The 4,149-nt window shown below is 73.1% G+C and carries 6 protein-coding genes; 3 read left to right on the forward strand and 3 right to left on the reverse strand.

Going from position 1 to position 4,149, the window contains the following annotated elements; all coding sequences use genetic code 11:
* The coding region (locus tag HW577_RS21825; RefSeq protein WP_198378225.1) for a PAS domain-containing protein at positions 1-504 on the reverse strand (504 nt) is incomplete at its 3' end.
* Between the two features lie 148 nt (positions 505-652).
* Between HW577_RS21825 and dapD the strand changes: the two genes are divergently transcribed.
* The 3 genes from dapD to HW577_RS21840 are packed head-to-tail and all read left to right on the forward strand — an operon-like array spanning position 653 to position 3,247.
* Entirely contained in the window at positions 653-1,489 is an 837-nt protein-coding gene (gene dapD / locus HW577_RS21830; RefSeq protein ID WP_198378226.1) for a 2,3,4,5-tetrahydropyridine-2,6-dicarboxylate N-succinyltransferase, read from the forward strand.
* A gap of 40 nt (positions 1,490-1,529) precedes the next feature.
* Entirely contained in the window at positions 1,530-2,669 is a 1,140-nt protein-coding gene (gene dapE / locus HW577_RS21835; protein WP_198378227.1) for a succinyl-diaminopimelate desuccinylase, read from the forward strand.
* 8 nt (positions 2,670-2,677) lie between these two features.
* Positions 2,678-3,247 (forward strand): hypothetical protein, encoded by a 570-nt coding sequence (locus tag HW577_RS21840; RefSeq protein WP_198378228.1) that lies wholly within the window; start codon positions 2,678-2,680, stop codon positions 3,245-3,247.
* Here HW577_RS21840 and truA read toward each other — a convergent pair whose 3' ends face one another.
* Both truA and HW577_RS26970 read right to left on the reverse strand, forming a co-directional pair.
* The gene (gene truA / locus HW577_RS21845) at positions 3,248-4,009 is read right to left on the reverse strand and encodes a tRNA pseudouridine(38-40) synthase TruA (protein ID WP_198378229.1); all 762 of its coding nucleotides are present in this window, start codon (positions 4,007-4,009) and stop codon (positions 3,248-3,250) included.
* Positions 4,009-4,149 carry a hypothetical protein gene (locus HW577_RS26970; RefSeq protein ID WP_269769582.1) on the reverse strand — a complete coding sequence of 47 codons (141 nt, stop codon included), beginning with the start codon at positions 4,147-4,149 and terminating at the stop codon, positions 4,009-4,011. Before HW577_RS26970 ends, truA begins: the two co-directional genes overlap by 1 nt.

Here is a 4,149-nt window from a genome sequence, read left to right on the forward strand (position 1 = left end):
CGCCAGGCCCTGGGCGAGGCTGTCGCGCGCCGTCGCCGCGAGCCGCACCTTGTCGGCCAGCGCGTCGAGCAGCGCGGCGCGCCGCAGGCCGGCGGCCGCCGCCGTGGCGGCATGTTCCTGGTCCGTCACGTCATGCGCCGTGCCGCGGAGGCCGGTGATGTTGCCGCGCGCATCGGCAAGCGGCACGAGCGACAGCGACACGCAGCGGGGTTCCCCGCCCGCGCCCGCCATCCAGTAGCGTTGCCGGCGGACGGCCTGGCGAAGCTCGAAGGGGTCCGGCCCTGTGCCGAGCAGCAGCGACGCGGCGCGCCGGCCCAGCAGCCGGGTCGCGGCATGGCCGAGGACCCGGTCCGGCCACAGGAAGGTAAAGCGCCCCGCGCCATCCGCCTCGAAGACGAAGTCGGCGGCGAGGCCCGCCAGGTCCTGCCAGCGTTGCCGGGATTCAAGGAGCGCGCCATGCAGCGCCCCCGCCGCCGCCGCGGAGGGAGGGAGCGTCGCCGACATGTCCTCCGGGCGAAGGGCTGCGTTCATCTCAACAAGGAAAGCGCGAACCGGGTGAATCACGGGTTAGCGGCGGCCGCGTTGACAGGTCCGCCGCGCGGCGCCAAGGAACGCGCCCGCCCGAACGACCGCAGCCGGAGCCCGCCCCGCCATGGACAGCACCGCCCTTCAGGCCCGCATCGAGGCCCTCTGGCAGGCCCGCGACCGCATCAACTCCTCGACCGGCGGCGGCGACCGCGCGGCGGTGGAGGAAGCGCTGGAGGCGCTCGATTCCGGCCGCGCCCGCGTGGCCGAGCCCGACGGCAATGGCGGCTGGCGGGTGAACCAGTGGCTGAAGCAGGCGGTCCTGCTGTCCTTCCGCCTGGTCGATTCGGCGCCGATGGACACCGCCGCCGGCGCCTTCGACAAGGTGCCGCTGAAGTTCCAGGGCTGGGGGGAGAACCGCTTCAAGGAAGCGGGCTTCCGCGCCGTGCCCGGCGCCGTGGTGCGCCGGTCCGCCTACATCGCGAAGAACGTCGTGCTGATGCCTTCCTTCGTGAATGTCGGCGCCCATGTCGGCGAAGGCACCATGGTGGACACCTGGGCGACGGTCGGCTCCTGCGCCCAGATCGGCAAGAACGTGCACCTGTCCGGCGGTGTCGGCATCGGCGGCGTGCTGGAGCCGCTGCAGGCCAACCCCGTGATCATCGAGGATGACTGCTTCGTCGGTGCGAGGTCCGAGGTGGCCGAGGGCGTGATCGTCGAGCGCGGCGCGGTGCTCTCCATGGGCGTCTTCATCGGCGCCTCCACCAAGGTCATCGACCGCGCGACGGGGGAGGTCTTCATGGGCCGCGTCCCTGCCTATTCCGTGGTGGTGCCGGGCAGCCTGCCGGGCAAGCCGCTGCCCGACGGCTCGCCGGGCCCCTCGCTCTACTGCGCCGTGATCGTCAAGCGCGTGGACGCGCAGACCCGCGCCAAGACGGCGATCAACGAGCTGCTGCGCGATTGACGCCCCCATCGGGCGGGCATCGGAGGCCCAGGACAGCGTGATGCCGACCGACCCGATTCCGCTCGCCCAGGCGCTGATCCGCTGCCGGTCCGTCACCCCGGCGGATGACGGCGCGCTCGACGTCGTGCAGCGGGCGCTCGAGCCGCTGGGCTTCGCCTGCACGCGGCTGGTCTTCGGGCCGGCGGACTACCGCGTAGACAACCTGTTCGCCCGGCGTGGCACGGGCGGGCCGCATCTCTGCTACGCCGGGCATACCGATGTGGTGCCGCCGGGGGATCTCGGCGCCTGGTCGGACGATCCCTTCAGCGGCGCGCTGCGCGACGGGTTGCTGTTCGGCCGGGGCGCCTGCGACATGAAGGGTGGCATCGCCGCCTTCGTCGCCGGCATGGCGGATTACCTCGCGGCACATCCGAACCATCCGGGCTCCATCTCCCTGCTCATCACGGGGGATGAGGAAGCGCGCTCCGTCGACGGCACCGCGAAGGTGCTGGAATGGATGCAGGCGAACGGCCAGGTGCCGGACATGGCGCTGGTGGGCGAGCCGACGAGCCGCCGCGCGCTGGGCGACACCATCAAGATCGGCCGCCGCGGCAGCCTGACGGCGCGAATCGCGGTGCGCGGCAAGCAGGGGCACAGCGCCTATCCCGCGCTGGCGGACAATCCGATCCATCGGCTGGTCGCGGCTCTTGGCCCGCTGCTCGCCGCCCCGCTCGACAATGGCAGCGAGTTCTTCCCGCCCACCACGCTGCAGGTGACCGGCTTCGACGTGGGAAACACGGCGTCCAACGTCATCCCCGCCGTCGCGCGCGCGATGCTCAACATCCGCTTCAACGACCTGCACACCAGTGCCGCGCTGACCGAAAGGCTGCACGCCGCGCTGCGCGCCGCCGGCTGCGCCTATGAGATGGACGCCGAATGCTCGGGGGAGAGCTTCCTCACCCGCCCGGGGCCCTTCGTCGATGCGCTGTCCCGCGCCATCCTGCGCAGCACGGGTGTGGCGCCGGCGCTCGACACGGGCGGCGGCACCTCCGATGCGCGCTTCATCGCGCGCTACTGCCCGGTCGCCGAATTCGGCGCCGTCGGCGCGACGCTCCACCAGGTGAACGAGCACGCGTCGGTCGACGAGCTCCGCCGCCTTGCCGCCACCTACCACGCGGTGATCGAGGAGATCCTCGGCTGAGCGGCTCCGTGCCCCCGCCGGGCTCGGTCGCGCGCGGCATCGCCGCGTCGCTCATGCTCGCGCGCGGGCGGGCGGAAGGCGTGCAGGCCTTCGCGCCCTCGATGGACGAGGCCCGCGCCTCCTTCCGCGCGGCGGCGATCTGCCTGCCGCTGTTCCTGCTGCTGCGCGCCTTCGGGCCGGGTGCGGCGGCAGCGGTGGATCCCGCGCGGGCCCTCATCGCGGATATCCTTGCCTATGTCTGCGCCTGGGCGGGCTTCGCCGTCGCCTCCCTGCCGATGGCCGAGGCGATGGGGCGCCGCGCGCTCTGGCCGCGCTTCATCGCCGCCTGGAACTGGTCGAACCTGGTGCAGTACGTCGTGCTTGCGGCGCTGACGGTGCCCGCCATGCTGGGCCTGAACGGGGTCGTGGCGGACCTGCTCGGGCTCGCGGGGCTGGCCTATGCGCTCTGGCTGCAATGGTTTGTGACGCGCGCTGCGCTGATGGTCTCGGGCCTGCGCGCCGTCGCGTTCGTGCTGCTGGATTTCGGCATCGCCGTCTTCCTCTCCGGCCTTGTCATCCGGATGGCGGCGCTGGGCTGATCAGCCCCAGTCGAGCGGGTCCGCGTAGCGCACGCCGGTCAGCACGAGACCTTCCGGCGGCGCGGTCTGCCCCGCGAGCGCGCGGTCGCGCCCATCGAGCACGCTGCGCGGCCAGGATTGCGGGCGCCTGCCCCAGCCCACTTCCACCAGCGTGCCCACCAGGTTGCGCACCTGGTGGTGAAGGAAGGAGCGCGCCGCGGCGGTGATCACCACCTCATCCCCCAGCCGCGCCACATCCAGCCGGTCGAGCGTGCGCAGCGGGCTTTTCGCCTGGCAGGCGGCGGCGCGGAAGGCGCTGAAATCATGCTGGCCGAGCAGCATCTGCGCGGCCTCGTGCATCGCCGCGGCATCGAGCCGCCGCTGCACGTGCCAGACCCTGCCGAGGTCGAGCGCTGGCCGCGCCCGGCGGTTCAGGATGCGGTAGCGATAGGCCCTGCCGATGGCGGAAAAGCGCGCCGACCAGCCCTCCGGCGCCGGCGCGGCCGCCAGCACCGAGACCGGATGCGGGCGGCTGTGGAAGTTCAGGGCTTCCCGCACGCGCTCCGGCGGCAGGGCGGCGGCGATCTCCAGCTGCGCCACCTGGCCTTCGGCATGCACACCCGCATCGGTGCGCCCCGCGGCGACGAGCGTCGGCTCGGTCCCGCCATTCAGGTGCGCCGCCGCTTCCTCCAGCACCTGCTGGACCGACAGGCCCTGCCCCTGGCGCTGCCAGCCGACGAAGGGCGCGCCGTCATATTCGATGAGGAGCGCGTAGGCGGGCATCAGCCCAGCACGACGCCGCGCGGCAGGGCGAAGCCGCGCAGGAACTCGGTGGCGTCGAGCGCGGCGCGCCCGGGCCGCTGCAGCCGCAGCAGCCGCAGCGCGCCCGCCCCGCAGGCGACCAGCGCGCCATCGTCCTGCAG

It is taken from the genome of Neoroseomonas rubea, assembly GCF_016106015.1.
GTDB lineage: Bacteria > Pseudomonadota > Alphaproteobacteria > Acetobacterales > Acetobacteraceae > Neoroseomonas > Neoroseomonas rubea.

Bases quoted from the DNA above. Each gene is read 5' to 3' on its own strand.
- dapD (WP_198378226.1), top strand. From the start codon at position 653: ATGGACAGCACCGCCCTTCAGGCCCGCATCGAGGCCCTCTGGCAGGCC.
- dapE (WP_198378227.1), top strand. From the start codon at position 1,530: ATGCCGACCGACCCGATTCCGCTCGCCCAGGCGCTGATCCGCTGCCGG.
- truA (WP_198378229.1), bottom strand. From the start codon at position 4,009: ATGCCCGCCTACGCGCTCCTCATCGAATATGACGGCGCGCCCTTCGTC.